This is a genomic window from Cupriavidus consociatus (assembly GCF_017814975.1).
Classification (GTDB): domain Bacteria; phylum Pseudomonadota; class Gammaproteobacteria; order Burkholderiales; family Burkholderiaceae; genus Cupriavidus; species Cupriavidus consociatus.
Window position 1 is genome coordinate 1 of the sequence record NZ_JAGIQA010000044.1, and the last position, 18,076, is coordinate 18,076.

General features: G+C 58.3%; 18 protein-coding genes and 2 pseudogenes. 14 read left to right on the forward strand and 6 right to left on the reverse strand.

Translation table 11 applies throughout. The features are described 5' to 3' along the window. Positions 1 to 50: 50 nt before the first annotated feature. From J8I82_RS34495 to J8I82_RS34540, 10 genes are all read left to right on the forward strand, one after another. Positions 51 to 797: a methionine adenosyltransferase gene (locus J8I82_RS34495; protein WP_245180475.1), complete on the forward strand. Its 747-nt coding sequence runs from the start codon at positions 51 to 53 to the stop codon at positions 795 to 797. A gap of 151 nt (positions 798 to 948) precedes the next feature. Continuing rightward, on the forward strand, positions 949 to 3,399 hold the full coding sequence (locus J8I82_RS34500; protein ID WP_209764333.1) for a heavy metal translocating P-type ATPase: 2,451 nt from the start codon (positions 949 to 951) through the stop codon (positions 3,397 to 3,399). After that, positions 3,396 to 3,617: a hypothetical protein gene (locus tag J8I82_RS34505; RefSeq protein ID WP_209764335.1), complete on the forward strand. Its 222-nt coding sequence runs from the start codon at positions 3,396 to 3,398 to the stop codon at positions 3,615 to 3,617. The genes J8I82_RS34500 and J8I82_RS34505 overlap by 4 nt, the downstream gene beginning before the upstream one ends. Positions 3,618 to 3,632: 15 nt before the next feature. Further along, complete coding sequence (locus tag J8I82_RS34510; RefSeq protein ID WP_209764336.1) at positions 3,633 to 3,941, forward strand: YHS domain-containing protein; 309 nt, start codon at positions 3,633 to 3,635, stop codon at positions 3,939 to 3,941. A 39-nt stretch (positions 3,942 to 3,980) separates the two neighbouring features. After that, on the forward strand, positions 3,981 to 4,241 hold the full coding sequence (locus J8I82_RS34515; protein ID WP_209764339.1) for a DUF2933 domain-containing protein: 261 nt from the start codon (positions 3,981 to 3,983) through the stop codon (positions 4,239 to 4,241). Beyond that, positions 4,241 to 4,906 carry a methyltransferase family protein gene (locus J8I82_RS34520; RefSeq protein ID WP_209764391.1) on the forward strand — a complete coding sequence of 222 codons (666 nt, stop codon included), beginning with the start codon at positions 4,241 to 4,243 and terminating at the stop codon, positions 4,904 to 4,906. Before J8I82_RS34515 ends, J8I82_RS34520 begins: the two co-directional genes overlap by 1 nt. Before the next feature lie 34 nt (positions 4,907 to 4,940). Beyond that, entirely contained in the window at positions 4,941 to 5,207 is a 267-nt protein-coding gene (locus J8I82_RS34525; RefSeq protein ID WP_209764340.1) for a DUF5676 family membrane protein, read from the forward strand. Positions 5,208 to 5,357: 150 nt separating this feature from the next. Then, positions 5,358 to 7,292, forward strand: a complete 1,935-nt coding sequence (gene ftsH / locus J8I82_RS34530) for an ATP-dependent zinc metalloprotease FtsH (protein ID WP_209764342.1) — start codon at positions 5,358 to 5,360, stop codon at positions 7,290 to 7,292. Then, on the forward strand, positions 7,273 to 8,079 hold the full coding sequence (ppk2, locus tag J8I82_RS34535) for a polyphosphate kinase 2 (protein ID WP_209764343.1): 807 nt from the start codon (positions 7,273 to 7,275) through the stop codon (positions 8,077 to 8,079). The genes ftsH and ppk2 overlap by 20 nt, the downstream gene beginning before the upstream one ends. A gap of 32 nt (positions 8,080 to 8,111) precedes the next feature. Then, the gene (locus tag J8I82_RS34540; protein ID WP_209764344.1) at positions 8,112 to 10,547 is read left to right on the forward strand and encodes a heavy metal translocating P-type ATPase; all 2,436 of its coding nucleotides are present in this window, start codon (positions 8,112 to 8,114) and stop codon (positions 10,545 to 10,547) included. A 214-nt stretch (positions 10,548 to 10,761) separates the two neighbouring features. On the opposite strand, the gene J8I82_RS34545 is transcribed toward J8I82_RS34540, so the two are convergent. The 3 genes and pseudogenes from J8I82_RS34545 to J8I82_RS34555 all read right to left on the reverse strand — a co-directional run bounded on the left by J8I82_RS34545 (position 10,762) and on the right by J8I82_RS34555 (position 12,162). Then, positions 10,762 to 11,259 (reverse strand): cupredoxin domain-containing protein, encoded by a 498-nt coding sequence (locus J8I82_RS34545; RefSeq protein ID WP_209764345.1) that lies wholly within the window; start codon positions 11,257 to 11,259, stop codon positions 10,762 to 10,764. Between the two features lie 54 nt (positions 11,260 to 11,313). Further along, a pseudogene (locus J8I82_RS38725) lies at positions 11,314 to 11,517 on the reverse strand (EamA family transporter); the annotation flags it as partial. A gap of 84 nt (positions 11,518 to 11,601) precedes the next feature. Further along, positions 11,602 to 12,162: a hypothetical protein gene (locus J8I82_RS34555; RefSeq protein ID WP_209764347.1), complete on the reverse strand. Its 561-nt coding sequence runs from the start codon at positions 12,160 to 12,162 to the stop codon at positions 11,602 to 11,604. A 251-nt stretch (positions 12,163 to 12,413) separates the two neighbouring features. Here J8I82_RS34555 and J8I82_RS39220 point away from each other — a divergent pair. The 3 genes and pseudogenes from J8I82_RS39220 to J8I82_RS34565 form a co-directional block, all read left to right on the forward strand. After that, positions 12,414 to 12,646 (forward strand): annotated as a pseudogene (locus J8I82_RS39220) (aquaporin family protein); the annotation flags it as partial. Positions 12,647 to 13,021: 375 nt separating this feature from the next. Beyond that, entirely contained in the window at positions 13,022 to 13,627 is a 606-nt protein-coding gene (locus J8I82_RS34560) for a YitT family protein (RefSeq protein WP_209764348.1), read from the forward strand. 468 nt (positions 13,628 to 14,095) lie between these two features. Continuing rightward, positions 14,096 to 14,461, forward strand: coding sequence for a hypothetical protein (locus tag J8I82_RS34565; RefSeq protein WP_209764349.1), 366 nt, complete (start codon positions 14,096 to 14,098; stop codon positions 14,459 to 14,461). 708 nt (positions 14,462 to 15,169) lie between these two features. On the opposite strand, the gene J8I82_RS34570 is transcribed toward J8I82_RS34565, so the two are convergent. Further along, entirely contained in the window at positions 15,170 to 15,421 is a 252-nt protein-coding gene (locus J8I82_RS34570) for a hypothetical protein (RefSeq protein WP_209764353.1), read from the reverse strand. Positions 15,422 to 15,570: 149 nt separating this feature from the next. On the opposite strand from J8I82_RS34570, the gene J8I82_RS34575 reads away from it, so the two are divergent. Further along, positions 15,571 to 15,816 carry a hypothetical protein gene (locus J8I82_RS34575; RefSeq protein WP_209764358.1) on the forward strand — a complete coding sequence of 82 codons (246 nt, stop codon included), beginning with the start codon at positions 15,571 to 15,573 and terminating at the stop codon, positions 15,814 to 15,816. A 150-nt stretch (positions 15,817 to 15,966) separates the two neighbouring features. Here J8I82_RS34575 and J8I82_RS34580 read toward each other — a convergent pair whose 3' ends face one another. Together J8I82_RS34580 and J8I82_RS34585 are read right to left on the reverse strand one after the other, a co-directional pair. Continuing rightward, complete coding sequence (locus tag J8I82_RS34580; protein ID WP_209764366.1) at positions 15,967 to 16,647, reverse strand: DUF4145 domain-containing protein; 681 nt, start codon at positions 16,645 to 16,647, stop codon at positions 15,967 to 15,969. A gap of 327 nt (positions 16,648 to 16,974) precedes the next feature. Continuing rightward, entirely contained in the window at positions 16,975 to 18,054 is a 1,080-nt protein-coding gene (locus J8I82_RS34585) for a DUF4062 domain-containing protein (RefSeq protein ID WP_209764368.1), read from the reverse strand. Between the last annotated feature and the right edge of the window lie 22 nt (positions 18,055 to 18,076).

Here is an 18,076-nt window from a genome sequence, read left to right on the forward strand (position 1 = left end):
CGTCCGCCTCGCCCAAAGCCTCATCGACATGCTGCTTATAAGGCTTGTTGATGCTTACAGTAACTTGGGTGGATTGCTTTGGTGTCGGGTACGCGCCACTCTCCAGCCTCGAAGGGGCTGTACTGTCGGTTGCGCAAATACTCCGCTCAAGTGAATTTAATGACTCTTTTCAGGGAGCCGGGCAGGATTTCAAAGTCATGGGCAGCCGCCTCGATGGGCATCACTGTCTCACCATTGCGCTAGCCTTTGTGGACCGCTATTTCAGCGCGGTCGATGAATACTTCACTTTGAAGGGCCAGATTGCCTCATACCTGACGGAACGCATCGAGCCGGCGGTTGAGATTGCCATCAATACCCTGGACGACGGCGATGCCAGTGATGAAAGTGGCATCTACCTGACCGTCACCGGCTTGAGCGCGGAGCACGGCGATGACGGTCAGGTCGGTCGCGGAAATCGGGTCAACGGCTTGATTACCCCGTATCGGCCAATGTCATTGGAAGCCGCAGCGGGAAAGAACCCAGCGTCGCACGTTGGCAAGCTTTACAACGTGCTCGCCCACAGATTAGCGGCGCGCATCGCGGCGGATATGGACGACGTCAACCAAGTTGTGGTGCGGCTACTGTCCGGCATCGGCCGCCCGATCGACCAGCCACAACTGGCAGCCATCGATGTTGTGGCTGAAGAGGGGCTCTCGCCCGACGAGCAGCGGGAAATCCGTGACCTCCTCCGGCAACAGTTGGCCAACCTTCCCACGTTGGTCAGGGAACTGGCAACTGGAGCGGTGCCGGTTTTCTAAGTCTCAATCGCCAGCCGGCCTAATCTACGCGGCCCTCGCCTCGCGGTCTTCGCATTCCTTGATTGGCATCAAGGGCCACACTTCTCAGCACCTCATACTGAGAATGCAACTCATCTGTTGCAGGCCCACCAATCGCCGCCAGGAGGATGGGATGCCAACCAAGTCCGTAACCCCTTCCGTGGAAGAGTTCGGTGTTGCGGGCGGGCAGAGGCCGCACATGACCGGCCAAGTTGAAACCGCGTGCCAACCGCGAATGCGAGACCCGGTATGCGGCATGGAGATTTCCCCGGGCGAAGCCGCAGCCAGTGCAGAAGTCGACCAGCAGCGCTATTGGTTCTGTTCAAGTCACTGCGAGAAAACCTTCCTCGAAAATCCTGCTCAATACATTCCACATCCATCTCACGAGCATGCTCGAGTAGGTACTTCGACACCCACAACGGCCGCTGCCACTCCGGCCGCCGGCGGTGCGAAGCAACTTGCTAAGGACCCCATCTGCGGAATGATGGTCGACAAGGCCACAGCCCTATCGACCGAGCGCTGCAACCGCAAGTACTACTTCTGCAGTGAAAGCTGTCTACGGACTTTCGAGTCGCCCGAGAGCGAACTGAAGGCCATGAAGACGCGGGTGACGATTGCCCTCACAGGCGTCCTCGCGCTGGCGGTGCTTCGTGCCGGTGCATTCCTGGCGTTGGCGGCTGGTGCGACGCTCCTGACCTGGGCGCCGATTCCCGCACTACCGTGGTTCACGTGGGGAATGTGGCTCTTCTTGCTAGTCACGCCGGTTCAGTTCATTGGCGGCTGGAGCTTCTATAAGGGTGCGTGGAACGCCGTCCGCACGCGCAATATCAACATGGATTTCCTCATCGCACTGGGGACGTCCGTCGCGTACTTCTACAGCGTGGTGGTGCTGTTCTTTCCGTCGTGGCTACCCGTGAAGGTAGAAGAACGGGACGTCTACTTCGAAGTGTCGGCGGTGATTATCGCCTTCGTGCTGCTGGGCAAGTACATGGAGGAAATCATCAAGAAGAAGTCGTCGGCGGCGGTACGGCGCTTGCTCGACCTTCGTCCCGCCGTCGCGCATGTGCTGCGTGATGGGAAGGAAGTGGAAATTCCAGCTGAAAGCATCATGGTCGGCGAACCGGTGGTGGTGCGCCCCGGCGAAAAGATTCCCACGGATGGCAAGGTCATCGAGGGGGAGTCCAGCGTCGACGAGTCGATGCTGACTGGCGAGTCGATGCCCGTCGAGAAGAAGCCTGGTACTGCCGTTATTGGCGGCACCCTGAACCGCAGCGGTGCCTTCATCTTCCAGGCAACGAAGATTGGGGCCGATACCGCGCTCGCCCAGATTGTCAAGATGGTCGAGGATGCCCAGGCCAGTACCGCCCAGATTCAACGGCTGGCGGACCAGGTCACCGGCTACTTCGTGCCGGCAGTTGTCTCGGTAGCCTTGCTGGCTCTGGTCGGGTGGTCCGTGGCCGGCCATTTCCCGCACGGGCTGCTCGCATTTGTGGCAGTCCTCATTATCTCTTGCCCCTGCGCGCTCGGGGTTGCAACACCTGCTGCCCTGATGGTGGGCGTGGGCAAGGGTGCGGACAACGGCATCCTAATACGCGGCGGTGAAGTACTGGAGCGCGCCGAGAAGCTGACGGCGGTTGTCTTCGACAAGACGGGCACGATTACGCGCGGAGAGCCTACCGTCACCGACGTCATCTCATTTTCGAACAATGAAGAATCAACTCTGTTGACCCTTGCTGCCGCCGTCGAAAGTGGGTCAGAGCACCCTCTGGGCGAGGCCATCGTGCGTGCTGCCCAACATCGCGGCGCCGCGATTCCCAAGGCGACCGGCATTACCGCCTTGTCTGGCATGGGGATTCAAGGCCAGGTCGAAAGCCAGCAGCTGTGGTTAGGCAACCGGCGACTATTTGCGCAACAAGGAATCCGGACAGATGATGCCGAACCCACTCTCCGCAAGCTTGAGGCAGATGGCAAAACGGCCATGCTGGTTGGCGCCGGCAACACTCTACTTGGCGTGGTGGCCGTCGCCGACACGGTGAAGCCGGAGGCGGCTGAGGCTGTCGCAGCCTTGAGGTCGCGTAACGTCAAGGTGGTCCTGTTGAGCGGTGACAACCGCCGCACCGCTGAAGCCATAGGCCGGCAGGTGGGCATCGACCGCGTGATTGCCGAAGTTATGCCAGAGGATAAGGTCCAAACTATTCAAGACCTCCAGAAACAGGGTGAGGTCGTGGCAATGGTGGGTGATGGCGTGAACGACGCGCCGGCACTTGCGGCAGCCGACATCGGTATTGCCATCGGCTCGGGCTCGGACGTTGCCAAGGAGACTGGAAGCATCATCCTCATTCGCGACGATGTTCGTGATGTGGTGGCGTCTATCGAGCTCTCGCGCGCCACGATGCGCAAAATCAAGCAGAACCTGTTCTGGGCGTTCATTTACAACACGATTGGCATCCCGGTCGCTGCGTTCGGATTGTTGAACCCTATCTTCGCGGCGGCAGCCATGGCGCTGTCCTCATTGAGCGTCGTAGCCAACTCCGCGTTGCTCAAGCGTGTTCGACTTGGCCAGACCAGTACGGAGGTGACATGAGACATACCGTCGCATGGATTTGCGCAGCATTGGCAACGTGGCTTGCCGTCGCCATCGTGTACTGGTTTGGCATTTCACCGCTCTCGATACTGCTCGCAATCCTTCTGCTCTCCTGCCCAATCGTCGTCGCCTGGGTGACTTGGCGGCTTTCCCGTCAGTGTGAACGCGACATTCAACAGGCCGTGGAGCGCGAGCGTAAGGCCCGAGGCAATCCTTGACGAGGAGAACTAACCATGAACTGGCTCTCACAGAATCTGACGTGGCTCCTGCTTAGCGGAATGGGTATCGGGGCTCTGGTGGCGTGGCAAAGACTCACGAGCCGTCGAACCAATCAAGACGGCGGGCAACGCTACACAACGCAGGAGTACAGCTCCACCGCCCGTGACCCCGTCACCGGCAATAAGGTAGAAGCCGCACACGCTATCACGGCGAATTTTGATGGACACACGTTTTTCTTTGAATCCGAGGCTTCACGAACAGTCTTTCAGCAAGACCCGGCGAAATATATGCACCGGCATCATCGCCATCACGGGTGCTGGTAGGCAGCGCTCTTGATAGAGTTCTCTTCGTCAGAGGAAAGCATGAATCACGACCACAACACTCATGAGCATCCTGAAGATACAGAGCGAAAAATTTCCCGCTCCAAGCTCGTCACGATTGGCTTCTTTCTGGTGATTGGCTATTTCCTCTGGACGGAACACCGGGCGCACGTCATTCAGTTTCTGCCATTCCTGCTCCTTGCGGCATGCCCATTGATGCATCTCTTCATGCATCACGGCCATGGCCACGGTCATGGACAGCGTGACGACGCGAAGGACATGGACACGAAGGGGGAACGATGATGGAACACAATGCCCAATACGGCTACGGTCTCTGGTCACTCGTGATTATTAACTCGGCAGTCTTCCTCATCTTCGCATTCAGCTTCACCAAGCCGAAGACTTCGCGGGACTGGCGTTCCTTCGGTGCCTTCTCGGCGTTCATCGTGGCGCTCTTCACCGAAATGTATGGTATCCCCCTGACCATCTATTTCCTGTTGCCATGGTTGTCGGCGAAGTTCCCTGGCATCGACTTCCTCTCCCATGACGCAGGCCATCTTCCGGAGATGATTTTCGGCTGGCAAGGTAACCCACATCTGGGGCCCTTCCACATCGCCAGCGACATCCTGATTTTCGGTGGGTTCTACATGCTGTCGGCCGCCTGGCGAGTCCTCTACAAGGCCCAGCAAGCGCACCGCCTGGCTACTTCTGGACTCTACGCTCGCATGAGGCATCCGCAGTATGTGGCGTTCATCGTGATTATGTTTGGATTCCTGCTGCAATGGCCGACGATACTCACGTTGGTGATGTTCCCCATCCTCGTCTGGATGTACGTGCGACTGGCCCATGCCGAGGAGCAGGACGCACTGGCTGAATTCGGACAGGAATACGAGGCGTATCGCCGGAAGACGCCCAGTTTCATCCCCCACTTCGGCGGCGGCGATATGCCTCGGACCAGGCCTCACTGATGCCTTGCGGGAACCGTTGCAAATGGAGGTTGCCATGAAGCCCTTCAGAACTGGCGCGACCTTGTCAGCCACTATCTTGCTGTTCTATGCCTTGTGCACCTTGGTCTGGATGGCATTCCCCGAGCCTTTCATCGATTTCGTGAATGCGCTCTTTCACGGACTTGACTTCCGGCGGCTGCAAACTGGTGAGCCGCTGTCCTGGTGGTCCATCGTCTATCCAGGTTTTTTGTTCGCCATCTGGTTTTTCGCTGCCGGGAGTTTCTTTGCCTGGCTCTATAACGCGCTTGGGAGTGACCGATAACCCCGAGCGACGGTATTGGCGGTCGTGGAATTCTCACTGTGAGGTGAATCCACGTGAAGCTGGCTCCATGTCGAGCCCAGATAGCCCGGCGGTCATGCAAATTGCACTGGCCGCCGAACTTTTTGAATGACCACAAGATGAAAGGACCCCATGGAACCGCGCCAACAATTTTCCCTTTGGTACGTACTCGTCGCGGCCACGGCGATTCTCATCCTGCAGAGCTTCTTCGTCGCCAGTCACGTCGAGACGCTACCGTATAGTGACTTCAAGGTTCTCCTCAAGGCTGGCAAGCTCAAGAACGTAGCGGTTGGAGAAGGAGCCATCACGGGTGTCCTAATTATCGACGGTATCGACAAATTGCTGCCGAAGCAGCAGGTAGACGAGATGCTGCGCGAGGGGAAAGGAGACCATCAGTTCTCCACGCTCCGTGTCAATGACCCCAATCTGGTCCAGGACCTCGAAGCGGCGAAGGTTCGCTTTGTCGGGGAGGCGGACAGCAAGTGGATTAGCACCTTGCTCTCATGGATTGTTCCAGCTCTCCTTTTCTTCGGAATCTGGAGCCTCATGATTAAGCGCATTGGCGGCGCCGGCGGAATGATGGAGATAGGCAAGAGCAAGGCCAAGGTCTACATGCAGAAGGAAACTGGCGTGACCTTTGCTGACGTTGCCGGTATTGACGAAGCCAAGGAGGAACTCGCCGAAATCGTCAACTTCCTGAAGGACCCGCAGCGCTACCGGCGCCTGGGTGGAAAGATTCCCAAGGGGGTATTACTGCTTGGGGCACCCGGAACTGGAAAGACGCTGCTGGCCAAGGCAGTGGCGGGCGAAGCCGGTGTTCCATTTTTCAGCATGAGCGGCTCGGAGTTCGTTGAGATGTTTGTAGGCGTGGGCGCCGCACGCGTTCGCGACCTCTTCAACCAGGCCGAGACCAAGGCGCCTTGCATCATCTTCATCGACGAACTCGACGCGCTGGGCAAGACCCGTGCATTCAACGCAGTGTCAGGCAATGATGAACGAGAACAGACCCTGAATCAGTTGCTGGTCCAGATGGATGGCTTTGATACCAACAAAGGGGTAATCATCATGGCGGCGACCAACCGGCCAGAGATTCTCGACCCGGCGCTGCTGCGACCGGGACGATTCGACCGTCATATCGCCCTGGACCGCCCGGACCTGAAAGGCCGCGAACAAATCCTGAAGGTGCACATCAAGAACGTCAAACTCGCGCCCGACGTCGAGCTAACCAAGCTAGCCGCACGAACGCCAGGATTCGCTGGCGCAGACCTTGCGAACCTTGTCAACGAAGCGGCGCTCCTCGCCGCCCGCAAAGACAAGGATGCGGTGGATATGACCGATTTCGATGAGGCACTGGACCGCATTGTAGGGGGCTTGGAGAAAAAGAACCGCGTGATGAATGCGCAGGAGAAGGAAACCATTGCCTACCACGAGGCGGGTCACGCGATTGTGGCGGAACTGCGCCCTCGGGCCGACCAGGTCTCCAAGGTCTCCATCATCCCGCGAGGGGTCGCTGCGTTGGGCTACACCCAGCAGACCCCGACTGAGGACCGCTATCTCTTGAAACAGAGTGAACTGTTGGACCGACTTGATGTCCTGCTTGGGGGGCGCATTGCCGAAAAGATTGTCTACGGTGACGTTTCGACCGGTGCGCAGAACGACCTGCAACGCGCGACCGATATGGCCCGTCAAATGATTACGCAATTCGGCATGAGTGAGCAGCTTGGTCTTGCCACTTACGAGGACATGCCGAACCCGCTCTTTACTGGTATCGGCATGATGCCGCGTGACCGCAAGGAATACAGCGAGGAAACCGCGCGGACTATCGATGCGGAGATCCGCAAGATTCTGGCGGATGCTAGCGAAAGAGTGCGGCAAACGCTTCTCTCGCATCGCCACAAGCTGGATACCCTCGCCAAGCTTCTCCTGGAGCGGGAAGTTGTGGGAAGAAGTGACCTCGAACTCCTTCTCTCCGAGAAGGTTACCCAGTTGTCGCCAATGAAACCATCTGTTCCCAATGCAACGGGGCCGCACGATTCAGAGCAGCATCATGAAGACGAAGGCACGTAGTCATCGTGACGAGGTGGAGGTCAGCTCGGTCACGGTTGAAGAATACGAGAGGGAACTGCGCCTTCTGCAGATTGAACTGGTGAAGCTGCAGCGGCACTTCCTTTGCTGCTGCAGCGACAGGATTCTGGTCATCTTTGAAGGTCGGGACGCCTCCGGAAAAGACGGAACCATCAAGCGCATTGTCGAGCATCTTAGTCCTCGCGAAACGCGCGTGGTCGCCCTCGGGAAGCCTTCTGACCGTGACCTTGGCTCATGGTACTTCCAGCGCTACGTGGCGGAATTGCCCGCCGCTGGCGAATTTACCCTCTTCAATCGAAGTTGGTACAACCGGGCCGGGGTGGAACACGTGATGGGCTTCTGTACTGACGAAGAGCACGAGGAGTTCTTGTCCACCGCCCCTGAATTTGAAGGGATGCTGGTGCGCTCAGGGATTCGCCTTATCAAGTACTACCTCGACATCACGAAGGATGAGCAGAAGCGGCGTATCGAATCGCGTCGCCGGGACCCCCTGAAGCAGTGGAAGGTTAGTCCCATCGACGAAAAGGCGGTAGCGCTATGGAAAAAGTACAGCAAAGCCAGAAACGAGATGCTTGCTCGCACCAACCATGTGGTGTCGTGGAATATTGTGCGCGCCGACGATAAGCGGGTGGCGCGCCTGAATGTCATCAAGGATTTGCTGACGCGTCTGCACTATGCGGACAAGGACACGAAGCTCATTCGTCCCAATTCTGACATCGTGTTCCCTTACTCTGAGGCGCATCTCCTGAGTGGGGCTATTGCGAAGTGAATGGGTAACCATTAGCGGCGAGGATTGTCGAGATGAAGACCAGCATTATTGAAATAGGAGGCCTGCTGTCCGTTCTCAGTGCTCGCGGGGTCGAGAAGCAGCTCGCCCGCCTGCCCGGAGTTGTCCGGGCGGAGGTCAACTGCGTGTCCGGCAGTACCACGGTGGAATATGACGACACCATAACCAGCCTAAGCGCCATCAAGGCGAAGTTGGATGAGTGTGGCCACCATTGCCATGGCGAACTCGTGCCGCAGCACATTTGCACGCCCGAAGACCCGCCGGGCGACCTCGCCGCAAGCGGCATTGCTGGCGAACACGCGCACACGGCAGCCCGGCTGGCTGCGCTTGGCAGACACCCGGAACATGTTCATCCGGCCACACGCGGCGCGAAAGGGAAAGCGAAGGACCACGCGGCACATGACCACATGGCCCACGACATGGGACACGGGGCTGGCATGGACATGGGGGAGATGGTTCGCGATATGCGCAACCGCTTCTGGATTTGCCTGGTCTTCACAATTCCCATCTTTCTGTACGCCCCGATGGGGATGCGGATTCCGATGCCGTCTCCCCCGTTCGCACTGGAGATGAACCTGTGGCTGTTCCTACTGGCGAGCGCGGCCATCCTGTATCCCAGTTGGCCCTTCTTCGTGTCCGCGTGGCGCGCTCTCCTGAATGGCACGCTCAATATGGCAACGCTGGTTGTCCTGTCCGTTGGTACGGGCTATCTGTTCAGCGTTGGGGCAACCTTCCTTTTTTCGGGCGAGCAGTTCTACGAGGCCTCGGCAGTTCTCCTGGTATTCATCCTCTTGGGCCATTGGTTGGAGATGCGTGCCCGTGCTGGTGCCTCAGATGCCATCCGTGCGCTGATGAACCTGGCTCCTCCCAAGGCTACGGTACTGCGCGATGGCCGCGAGGTCGAGATAGCCACAGCCGAGGTGAAGTTGGGAGACATCATCATCATCCGCCCCGGCAACAAGATTCCGTCGGATGGCGTGGTCATCGATGGTGTGTCCCAGGTGGACGAATCGATGCTGACCGGGGAGTCTCTTCCCGTGCGAAAGGGGCCAGGCGACAGCGTCATCGGCGCCACGATTAACAAGAGTGGCAGCTTCCGCTATCGGGCGACGAGGGTCGGGAGTGACACCGCTCTGGCGCAAATCGTCAAGCTGGTGCAAGAGGCTCAAAACTCCAAAGCACCAGCACAGCTCCTGGCCGACCGGGCATCGCAGTGGCTCGTGCTCGCCGCTCTCGCCATTGGCATTGCGACTTTCGTCATCTGGTATGGGTGGTTAGGCCAGACCTTGCTGTTTGCCATGACCCTCACCATTACGGTCTTCGTGATTGCCTGTCCCGATGCGCTCGGGCTGGCAACCCCGATGGCGGTCATGGTCGGGACGGGCCTGGGGGCCATGAACGGCATCCTGTTCAAAAATGCTTCCGCCTTGGAGGATGCCACCAAGTTGAACGTGGTCGTCTTCGACAAGACTGGTACCTTGACCATGGGCGAACCGGAGGTCGTGGACCTCCATACTCCGCCTGATGTGGACGTGAATGCCATGCTTGCCGTCGCGGCCTCCGTTGAGCAAGGGTCGGAGCATCCACTGGCTCAAGCTATCCTCAAGCGCGCCGGCACGCTGGCAAGGCCGCTAGCCACCGGGTTCAGCAATATCGACGGTATGGGGGCCAAAGCGGAGGTCGAAGGGAAACTGGCGCTGCTTGGCAACCGCAAGCTGATGGCCTCACAAGGTGTTGACATGAACGGACTGACGGAGAAGGCCGACCTGATGCAAGGGGCGGGCCGAACAGTCATTCATGTCGCACACGGCGGCCAATTGATTGGCCTGATTGCCATCGCGGACGCACCTCGGCCGACTTCAGCCGCAGCCGTCAAGAAGCTGCGCGAACGGGGCGTACAGGTGGCGATGCTGACCGGGGACAACAAGGCCACGGCCGAACGTATCGCAGCGGGTCTGGGCATCGAGTTAGTGCTCTCAGATGTGTTGCCTGGACAAAAGGCCGAAAAGGTCAAGGAACTGCAGGCACAAGGCAAGAAAGTCGGCATGGTTGGCGACGGCATTAACGACGCGCCTGCATTGACCCAAGCGGACGTTGGCTTTGCCATTGGCGCCGGCACTGACGTGGCGATGGAAAGTGCCGATATCGTGCTGATGAAGAGTGACCCGTTCGACGTGGTCGGGGCCATCGAGCTGTCTCGCGCGACGTTGCGGAAGATGCATCAGAATCTGTGGTGGGCGGTCGCCTACAATCTCATCGCTTTTCCATTGGCGGCGGGCGTGCTGTACCCCTTCACCTTGAGCCCAGCGATTGCTGCGCTGTCCATGTCCGGCAGCTCTGCATTGGTAGCGGTCAATGCGCTGTTGCTCAAGCGCACCAAGCTCGCGGGTATTCGCGCCCCATCATCGCCAGTGTCGCCTTCAGATGTGGCTGCGCCACTGGCCAGTTGAGCGGTGTACCGTGGACGTGGATACGAGAGGCCAGAAGCTCATGCGCGGAAGCGCGGTGCGGCTGCCGGCCCATGCCAGGCATACCAGAAGGCTTAGCCGGCTCGTATTGGCAGTTTCCTAGACATTCTGGAAAACGAGCGCGCGCTACATGCTACATGCCGGCTCGGCGCTCGTGGTCGAGGATGTTCCGATGCAGCCAGCATCTGCCCGCGGCCTATTGGACGACAACAGTTCCTCTCTCGCCGGCATCATAATGACCCGGTAGCAGGCAGGCGAAGGTGACCGTACCGAACTTTGTGAACTCCCAGATAATCTCGCTGGACTTCCCCGCATCGACCGTGATGCCGTTCGGCAATGCAAGCGCCTTTCCGGGGGCCTGCATCCTCGTGTGATAGAGCTCCAACAACTGGCTTTCGGTTCCTAGCACCATCTCGTGCTTCACGTTGCCAGCGTTGTTCACAACGAAACGTATTGTCTCGCCTCTTTTTACCGCAATTGTCGACGGGGTGAAGTGTGTGCCTTCACCTACCTCCAGCGCGACAGTGCGGCTTATCCTGCGTGGGTCGCCTGGCTTGCCAACTGCCGTAACCCCCCCGCCGCCGTGGCCATGACTGTGCCACCATTCTGACTCGTCGCCAGCGGCATAGACGAGCCCCGGTAGCACCACAGCCAGTACAAAGCCAGCCACTTGAGAGGCCATCGCCAGTTTCATTGAGCTATTCCTCCGCCTGGTACGAGCCTTTAAGACTCATCGTCTCAGAGTCCACCCGAGGGAAAAGGCGATGCTCAAGTTTACCGTACCCGCCACCAGCCCTTTCAGGCACGCGATAACCACCGCGTCATTGGTTGATACCTTCCGGCTCAGATTGTTACCGATGGCCCAGCAGGCGCCGGTCGGCACGCCGACGGCTCCCGGCTGCCACAATAGGCGCACCCCACTGGCGACGATGGTCACCATTCCGAGGAAGACAAGCGAATATCGCGCGTAGTTCCAAGTTGCATGAGGCTCGCGCTCCGCCTGCAGATCGGCGGAGTACGCGAGCTCTGTCCCCCGTTACTTGCCCTTCGTCGCACCCGGGCCCATGCCTGCGCCGGGACCCATCCCAGACCCCATGCCAGGACCCATGCCGCCGCCCATCATGCCTTGATTGTCCATCATCATCGGCATCACTTCCTGCATGAAGGCCATGTGCTGGCCCACCATGTTGTGACACATTTGCATCTGGGCCGGTGTGGCTTGGCCTTGACCCTTGCCTGGACCGGCCATCCCCATAGCCATCATATCTTTGTGCATAATGGCCATGGCGTCCTGCATGACCTTGTTGCGCTCAGCAATCAAGGCTTGGCGCTCTTCCTGCGTATTCGCCCGCGACAGCCTCTCGCGGATTGCACGAAGGTGGGCAACCTGTGCGTCGAGGTCAGCGTTTCCAGTGGCTTGAGAAGGAGCGGCCGGTGCGGCTGCTGGTGCCGGCTTCTTAGCCGGCTTCTTGGCTTCTTCCTTGGGGTGGTGCTGCTCGTGGTCGGCGTCCGTCGACGGCGAAGCGGAGAAGACCCCAGGCGCCCAGGAAAGGGTAGCAGCAGCGAGGAGGATGGGAAGGCGGCGGAAGTGGACCATACGAAAGCTCCTCATATCTAAAGGGAGAGAACTTGCTATGGACTATACGCCACGTGATTGCTGGCAAATTGATACGAATCAATAGAAAGTCCGGATTCAAGGCAAACGAGTAGAAGCTGCAGAAATTGCTGCACGGCAGTTCTGCCTCCTGGTACGGAAGTGGATCTTTCAGCGACCCCGCTATGAACGCGGGTCACGGATGGAACTCGCCGCGCTGGCGCAAGACGTCAGCCGACCGTGAGCTAGGTATCTACATAGGCGCGGCATACTGGTTCACGGCGTCCACCTCATTCGCCAATCCAGCGGCAGCATTCGGACGAATGCTGAGCAACAGTTTTGCTGGAATTGCACCAGGCAGCGCCCCGGCCTTCGTCATCTCAGAGTGTGTTGGGCAGCGGTCCGGCTGATGTTGCATCGGTTGCTGGAACCACGCCTGACGCGATCGAGGTGTTCAAATGCCATTGAATCATCGGGCGAGCATTAGATCAACGTCTTCGAAATCAGGATGGCTCGTGGCAGCCGCACCAAGGCGAGATCGTCAAATGGCTGGCCTTCTTGAGCGATTTTCGTGTGTGTCCGCTTCTGCGGATAGCGGCCGCAATACTGCGGCAAGGCGAACGGCTGAGATGGGTCGGGAAGTGACCAGCGGGTAGCGACAGCTCGTCTCGTGACAGTCCGGGGGCGATCGACTGGAAGACGCAGTCAGTGCTGGACGAACTCGTAGCTTGGGGGCTGACACTTGACCAGGATCAGGCGAGGCCTCGTCCAGCTTCGCTACACTTTGCCAGTTGTAGTGCAACGTGCGCCCGACTGATCTTGATGGACAGGTCTTTAAGTCGTCTTCGCCCCCGCCTCCGCCATGAAGCCTGCTATCACCCAACACACCCCCATAGAGAACTTGCAGGCGCTGCTTATAGGCACATTGCTTGTTGCACTGGCGGTATCCATGTTCAAACAGGCAGGTTTGCTGTCGGGCGGCACGGCTGGTCTGGCATTCCTTGCCCATTACCTTGGCGGCATGCCGTTCAGCCTGGCATTCTTCGTCTTGAACCTGCCCTTTTACTGGCTTGCGTGGAAATACATGGGCAGGACGTTTACCGTCCGGACGTTCGTAGCCGTGCTGTTGTTCTCCGTCGAAGCCGACTTGCTGCCGCGCTGGCTCGGCTTCGCCACGCTCGATCCCACGCTTGCCGCAATACTGGGGGGCGCACTATTGGGCAACGGATTCCTGATTCTGTTCCGGCACAAGGCGAGCCTTGGCGGTGTCGGCATCCTTGCGCTCGTGCTTCAGGAACGGCACAACTGGCGTGCCGGCCATATCCAGATGGCGGTGGATGCGGCGATCGTCGCAGCGGCGCTCCTGACCGTTCCTTGGCCGCGCGTCGCTCTCTCCATCCTCGGTGCCGTTGTCCTCAACTTTGTGTTGGCAACCAACCACCGCCCGGGTCGCTACGTGGTCCAGTGACCAGTGACCATGGCTGGCGGATTCTCTCAGCCATCTACCAGTGGGAGCGAATCTGCTCACACAGTCATTGCTAGTCTGGTTCCCTAGCGCCAAAGCATCGCCGAATCACTATCTCGTTGCAGAAAGCTTGAACGAGGATTGAACCAGAGAGCGGCTACCGGAGGTCAGGAATCGGCCAGACACCGTCAATCACCTCCGTTGGAAAGTCCCGGCAAATGCCCCCTCATAAAAAGTGTCAACCTGGCTGGACGCCACTCCGCCGGCACCGGCCACGTAGGCGGCGTCGAGCACGCTGCCGGTCCCTTGTCGCCGACTCCACCCCGTTCTGGTGCATCTGCCGCCCCAAGCGCATTGGCACCGAGAAGCTGACGGTGTAGCGGCCGAAACGCCGCGGGCGTGTGGGCTTGTCACGTCAGAGTGTCGCCGTAATAATGAAAGCGGTTCTCCAACGGCGCCTTACATCACGATATGACCAAAGCCCGACGTCTCAGGCTCACGGCAGCGGCCATGGGGCCTGAGTTATCCGAAGCCGAGTATGTCCACCAGGCGTTGGAGCAATTCAAGGCCTTCAGCCTGATCCCGGGGATCGTCGGGCCCTACATGGCTGAATCATTGGTCTGGCAGGACGTCAGGTACTACTACGTTCATGCCCGGGACTACATCGGCCAACGCCGTCTCATTGAGGTGTTTGTCGTAACCGACCAGCGAAAACTCGAACCGGTGCTGGCATTTCAATACCCGCCGCCCTTTCGCGGGCTGTTCCCCGACGATTTTGCGCTGCTTCACAGCGACGCCCCATGGGCGGAGGCAACCGACGTCCAAGAACGCGCTTAACGCTGGGACTTGCTCGCTCCCGAGCACTTACAGATCTCCACCATGCCGCTAGCCATTTTTGAGAACAGCCCGCTGGAGCTCACTACCATCCTGCTTCGGCACCACGGCATCCACCGCGGGCTGTGGAGCTTGACTGTGAATTTTCACGTTCAAGGCACAAATATTCGCCAGGTAGACCTTAATGGTGCTGCGTTCCCAGGCGCTCTACTGGCTGTCCGAAGCATCGGGATCAGGCAGGTTGATGTTCCGGATGCTCTCACGGTCGACGCTGCGGCTGTAAATCCGGCGCCCTGATTCTCGGAGCGGGCTCAGAATTTCCACATAATCCGCGTGCGGCTCGTAGTGACGAAAGTCTGCTCATCGGCCAACTTGACCGTTCAGCCATGCATAGCCGGTTGACGCAGAATTGTCGCTACGGCATTAGCGCCGCACCGGCACCTTGCGGATGACCGCCTGGGGTTGTTCGATGCCTGCCCACAGGCGCCACCGCGTCTCACCGTCCGGCGGACTACCGAAGGCAAAAGCGCTGCCGTGACGGAATACTTTCGTTATCGTGAAATTACGAAGGTCCCCTCTTCTGCCGACCACGGTGGCCAGGCCAGGCGGGCAAATCGAAAACAATCCAAGCCATCTCGCTCAGCGCTTGCCGCTGGAAGTCGCCAACCGCCAGCTTTGCGCAAGCGGCGTGATTGGTGGAAGCTCTCCGAGTCAAGACTCCCGACAACGAACGCGTGGTAGCGCGTCATTAGCCTCGGTGTCCGCGCGCCTGTGCCGATTCTGCAGGCGTCGATGCAGCGTCTCGCAGCGGATCAACATCCTTTCCGCAGGAGCCTCCTCCGCGTCAGCTAAGTCAGCTTGCGCGGCGAATTGCAGATAGACTTGCCGCGAGACAACGGCGATGATGACCAGGATGGCGCCGATGCCAAGCATTCGGACAACGATGCGGAGGGTTGGCGCCATGGCGACATTGCACGGGATCAGCAAGAGGCGATAGTCGGTGAGACTACACGAGGCGGTCGCGCGACGGTGTCACGCGTTGGCAGGATTGACACAATCCGTTTTGCCGCGGCGGCGGCATTGCGCGCTAACCGCACGGCGGTGCTGAAAATATGTCCCGAAAATCGATCGAAGCCTTAGCGAGCGGGCACTACTGGGCCGTGCCCCACGCCCCGTCCCCCCTGGACGGCAGCAACGGCCACGATGAGGTCTTCCCCGGCGCCGACTGCGTCAGTGACGGCAAGTGGGTCAGCTTCTACAAAGACGGGCAAGAAGTGTGGGCGTGCAACGCCGTGTATGCGGCCGCCCACTTCGACTTTTCTGCCGTGCCCAACGCCGGCGCGTCGACGGCTGGCTGAGGTGCCGGCGCCGATCGGCAGACGCCCCTGCCCTACGCCGCCACGCAAACCTAACATCCACCGCTACAGCAAAATTATTGAGTACGGGTGTTATGTTCAGTATTATCATGATAGTCATGGCTAGGTCGAGGACGCTGCCCCAGATGCCGGCTACTCATCGAATTCAAGTTCAGCTTTCTTCGGAAGAATGTAGACGTCGTTCAGCACATGCTCAACGATGTCCATCGCTAGACCAAGCTGCTTATCGCTATGAGGTTTGACCTCATGTGCAGCGGCGTTCCCCAGCGTGCGAATCTTATGAAGAATGACAACCTGAGGTGGCGTCAACACACCTTCGTCTTTCAGGTTATCGAGCTTGGCATACAGGTCCTTACCAGTTGCCTTCTTTTCTTTGCAGACGGTCTCCAGAAGTGCTCGGAGACCAATACCCGCCAGGACCGGGGCCGGATTTGACATGGCCATTAGCGTCTCGTCGTATATCCGACGAACGTTTTGCGGCAGGTAGTGAACGTCACCTCCTAGCCCTTTTCTCCCCTCGAGACGAGTCGGATATAGTTTCTCTACTACCCCCCACTCAGTTCCATCTTCTTCCTGGTGGTAGTCCTCCGAATTCGAACTCTCACTGCGGAAGGAGACAGTCTTGCATCCCTGACACTGCACCACCTGATAGTCCTCTGCCCATGAATAAGAGTAATGTTCGTCCCCCTCATCACCGCGTACATCAACTGAAACTAACACCTTGTGCGTCGTTTTTCCAACGCATTTGATGCATGGCAATTGATGCTCTTTACCTGCGGTCTTATTTGTCAGATGTTGAACGTTGTGTGGCATATAGTTAGCGACCTAAGACCGGCAGAAGACAGCCTTTGGTAGTCGAGTGTAAAAAAGTGATTCCCGCTGGTCTGGCAAGTCGCCCCACAAGAGCCAATTCGAAGTTGAAGGACGGAGATAGCCGGCCCAGGATCGGAAGCCATGCGGGCATTATAGGTGCCTCATCGGCCTCTCTGCAGTAGTCCGGCCGTCAGCCCCGCTTTGGCGCGGTCTCCTAGCGGCGGTCCGAGGATGTCCTGCGACGTGCCGCCGGTCTCTTTGATGAGCCGACGACCAGATGCGGTCGCACCGAGGCATACCGCCGAATACAGAAACACTGCCCGCGGCCTACTCGCCCTCACCTTCAACGATTTCGGTGCTGGCGTCGCCTCCATCTTCATTGCGCCGAATTGCTCGCAGCTGAGTCATGACCTCGTCCCCGTAGGGCGTAAGGGTCCAATATGTGCCTGAATCCTTGACGCTCCTCGTTTTATCATTTTTTGCTATTAGACCCAAGGCGCGCAGTTGCACCTTGATAGTCTGAAAATCGTCTTGACTAATACGGAAGCCGCCAAGGGAATGGCCGAGTAGCTTTTCATTCATTCCCAGTCGTTCAGTGTTTTCAGCCTCCGCGAGGCCATCGATGGCGTGCTTCAAAGTCGGTTCCGCTGCCTCGTGAATCATCAACGGAGCAATGCATGCGAAGATATCGTTCCATGTGGGAGCGAACGTAGATGACCAAGTGACCGATCGATACTCACGTGGGGCGGTCGCATTAAAGGCAAACTTTATCGAATGCTCTTCGTTCCCCTGGGCAAGACCTTCAGCACCCTTCGGGGCAGAGGTGCGTACCTTCGACAACTCGCTCTGCAGATCCTCAACCCGGCGCCGGAGTTGCAAAAGCTCCATAGTCGCCTCACGGTCCGCCAGTTCGTTCGCTCGAACCCAGCCGACAGCAGGGGTCGATTTAATCAACTGAATCAAACTTCTGCTGACCACAGAACCGAGCTCTTGAGGCGAATCCCAGTGCTTGCAGAGCTTCTTCTCCACTGCCTCCCGAAAGGCTTGGAGCTTCTCCTTTCCCTCTTGTGTGGGCTCAGAGTTTTCAGAAATTATTTTCCCTGGGCTGCGATGCAAAAAGGCAATGGTTGGCTTACCAGTTGCAAGCGCATACCTATATTCCATTTCGGTATAGCTGATACCTTCTGGCCCGATTGATCCGTATCTACCGCCTAAAATTAAGATATAGTAGTCGCAGTCGTCGATTACTTTCTTGATTAGATTCCATTGAGTTTCGTTTGTAGCCGGAAATAACTCCATTCCGGAAGGAATGCAGTCCAACTCCAGGAGAGCGTGCATTACCTCTTGTCGCTCTACCTCCAGATCTCGAAACGTGCTACTTACGAAGACCTGATATCGCTTCTCCACATTTCCTCCTCAAAGTCCTATG

Coding starts and splice junctions, on each gene's coding strand:
- J8I82_RS34495 (WP_245180475.1), top strand. CDS start 51: ATGCTTACAGTAACTTGGGTGGATTGCTTTGGTGTCGGGTACGCGCCA.
- J8I82_RS34500 (WP_209764333.1), top strand. CDS start 949: ATGCCAACCAAGTCCGTAACCCCTTCCGTGGAAGAGTTCGGTGTTGCG.
- J8I82_RS34505 (WP_209764335.1), top strand. CDS start 3,396: ATGAGACATACCGTCGCATGGATTTGCGCAGCATTGGCAACGTGGCTT.
- J8I82_RS34510 (WP_209764336.1), top strand. CDS start 3,633: ATGAACTGGCTCTCACAGAATCTGACGTGGCTCCTGCTTAGCGGAATG.
- J8I82_RS34515 (WP_209764339.1), top strand. CDS start 3,981: ATGAATCACGACCACAACACTCATGAGCATCCTGAAGATACAGAGCGA.
- J8I82_RS34520 (WP_209764391.1), top strand. CDS start 4,241: ATGGAACACAATGCCCAATACGGCTACGGTCTCTGGTCACTCGTGATT.
- J8I82_RS34525 (WP_209764340.1), top strand. CDS start 4,941: ATGAAGCCCTTCAGAACTGGCGCGACCTTGTCAGCCACTATCTTGCTG.
- ftsH (WP_209764342.1), top strand. CDS start 5,358: ATGGAACCGCGCCAACAATTTTCCCTTTGGTACGTACTCGTCGCGGCC.
- ppk2 (WP_209764343.1), top strand. CDS start 7,273: ATGAAGACGAAGGCACGTAGTCATCGTGACGAGGTGGAGGTCAGCTCG.
- J8I82_RS34540 (WP_209764344.1), top strand. CDS start 8,112: ATGAAGACCAGCATTATTGAAATAGGAGGCCTGCTGTCCGTTCTCAGT.
- J8I82_RS34545 (WP_209764345.1), bottom strand. CDS start 11,259: ATGAAACTGGCGATGGCCTCTCAAGTGGCTGGCTTTGTACTGGCTGTG.
- J8I82_RS34555 (WP_209764347.1), bottom strand. CDS start 12,162: ATGGTCCACTTCCGCCGCCTTCCCATCCTCCTCGCTGCTGCTACCCTT.
- J8I82_RS34560 (WP_209764348.1), top strand. CDS start 13,022: ATGAAGCCTGCTATCACCCAACACACCCCCATAGAGAACTTGCAGGCG.
- J8I82_RS34565 (WP_209764349.1), top strand. CDS start 14,096: ATGACCAAAGCCCGACGTCTCAGGCTCACGGCAGCGGCCATGGGGCCT.
- J8I82_RS34570 (WP_209764353.1), bottom strand. CDS start 15,421: ATGGCGCCAACCCTCCGCATCGTTGTCCGAATGCTTGGCATCGGCGCC.
- J8I82_RS34575 (WP_209764358.1), top strand. CDS start 15,571: ATGTCCCGAAAATCGATCGAAGCCTTAGCGAGCGGGCACTACTGGGCC.
- J8I82_RS34580 (WP_209764366.1), bottom strand. CDS start 16,647: ATGCCACACAACGTTCAACATCTGACAAATAAGACCGCAGGTAAAGAG.